This is a genomic window from Microvirga sp. P5_D2 (assembly GCF_054049475.1).
Window position 1 is genome coordinate 1 of sequence record NZ_JBFUMH010000339.1, and the last position, 2,033, is coordinate 2,033.

Sequence of the window (2,033 nt, forward strand, 5' to 3'; positions counted from 1 at the left end):
TAGAAGATAGAAGATGCCGTTGAGGATCTCGCGCCAAGACCAGCGCCGAGGTCGCCCGCGGGTGCGGGGCTCGGGCAGAAGCGGCTCAATCAGCGCCCATTCGGCATCGGTCAAATCGGTTTCGTATCGCAAGCCGTCGCGGCTATACTGCCGCCGAGTGGTCGGGGTCCACATCGCGGGCTTCCAAGTTAGGCTTCAGCACCCTCTTGGAATCACGGCTACCCTGACCACTCAACCCCTTTTCGGGACGGGCTCTTAGGCAAATCGCTTATTAATTTGATCCGATCTGCCCGCAACGTATTAGGTTATCCGTGTGCCAGGGGCTAAAATCGACTCTCTCAGTCTGGAAGGCAGGAAGTTAGAGCAACGTACCCAAACATGAACACTGCCTGTCCGGAAAAACGTAACTTTAGTAAAGACATAGAACATGCCGCATTTGGCGGACCTGACAGGCTCAGGCTCATGACCTGCACACCGCGCTCAGCCAGGGCTTCAATGGTGACCACATTTCCATAATTTCTCGAAGGTGATCCCGGACTCAGGCCTCCTAGTGGTTCGGCACGACAGTAATCACTTGCCTTTCTTGCAATTGTTTTCGATGACCTCATTCCCTTTCGATCACGATGACGAAACCCTCCGCTGCCTGGCGCAGGCCCTCACCGAGAGCGGGCAGGCCGTGTCCATCTTCGACGCTGACGACAACCTGCGCTACGCCAACAAGACCTACCGGGGCATGTTCCTCGGTGACTATGATGGTCCTTTCACCTTCGCCGGCATCACCCGCCACGCGCACAGGAACGGGCTTGGCGTGCGGATCGACGACGATGACGTCGAGGCCTTCCTTGCCCGGACCGTGCCGCGGCGCCGGAGCGTGCCCCGCAAGTCGTTCGAGACCGACCTCGTCGATGGCCGCTGGTTCTGGATCGATCACACGATCCTGCCAAACGGCTGGGTGCTGTCCGTTGGCGCTGACATCACGGCCCTGAAGAACAACGAGAAGTCGCTGCGCCAGGCCCACGAGGCGGCCCTTGTCGCCTCCCAGACCGATCAGCTCACCGGCCTGCCGAACCGCCGCCACATCCTGGACCAGCTTGATGCGGCGCTGGCCGGACACGAGTCTGCGGGCTCCGGCCTGTGCATCGCCGTCATCGATATCGACCACTTCAAGGCCATCAACGATGCGCATGGGCACGAGGCGGGCGACGCCGTCCTCGAGCGTTTCGCCCGATCCTGCCGGGAGAGGGTGTGGGCACAGGATCGCTTGGGCCGGACCGGCGGAGAGGAGTTCCTGCTGCTGCTGCCCGAAGTCAGCCTTGAGGATGCCGTGGGTATCATCGATCGTGTCCGGAACGGCTTTCCTCCGGCGGTCCTGGGGCACAGTGAGCTCGAACTACCTTGCACCTTCAGCGCGGGTGTGACTGAGGCCCTGCCGGATGATGATCGCAGCTCCATCCTCCGCCGGGCGGATCGGGCCCTGTATGCCGCCAAGGAGGAGGGGCGGAACCGCACCAGGATCGGCTCCGAAGGAACGCGCTGAGGGGGCCGATCACCTCATGTTTTGCATGCGGGCAGCGTCGTTGATCAACGTACTGCCCTTGAGCGACCAGGACGTCGACGATCCGGTACTCAGGATGGAAGGTGCGAGATGCCGAGATCGAAAGGATTCCGCCTGCCGCCTTCCTCCAGCCGCCATGGTAGGAAGGTCAGTTCATGGCACAGGGCTGACCTTAGCCGTACTTCTGCACTGCTGGGATGAGCGGACCTTCGCACCAACATCCGCTACTACTCAGTTTGACCGAGGCCGTGTCAAAACGCAGATCGCGATCGACTGAACTCACCCATGTTGTCCTCTGATCGGCGGGAGCGCGAGAGCCAGCGGCCGTTTGGCTCCTCGACAAGGCTGGACGTCAGTCTCCCTGATGTCCGAGCCATCGTGATCAGCTTGGGGTCTAAAGTGATGCCCCCTCAGGACTGGATGGCTGCCAGCAGCGGTCCAGGACCAAGGATCGCCAGAACCCGCTTCAGGTTGTAGG

At 61.1% G+C, this 2,033-nt stretch carries 2 protein-coding genes; one reads left to right on the forward strand and one right to left on the reverse strand.

Annotation, left to right across the window (positions count from 1 at the left end; translation table 11 throughout):
* A partial coding sequence (locus tag ACXJKO_RS31415) for a transposase (protein ID WP_457094918.1) occupies nt 1-174 on the reverse strand: 174 nt, incomplete at its 3' end.
* Between the two features lie 424 nt (nt 175-598).
* Between ACXJKO_RS31415 and ACXJKO_RS31420 the strand changes: the two genes are divergently transcribed.
* Complete coding sequence (locus ACXJKO_RS31420) at nt 599-1,537, forward strand: diguanylate cyclase (RefSeq protein ID WP_457094917.1); 939 nt, start codon at nt 599-601, stop codon at nt 1,535-1,537.
* Nucleotides 1,538-2,033: the final 496 nt, after the last annotated feature.

Bases quoted from the DNA above. Each gene is read 5' to 3' on its own strand.
- ACXJKO_RS31420 (WP_457094917.1), top strand. From the start codon at position 599: ATGACCTCATTCCCTTTCGATCACGATGACGAAACCCTCCGCTGCCTG.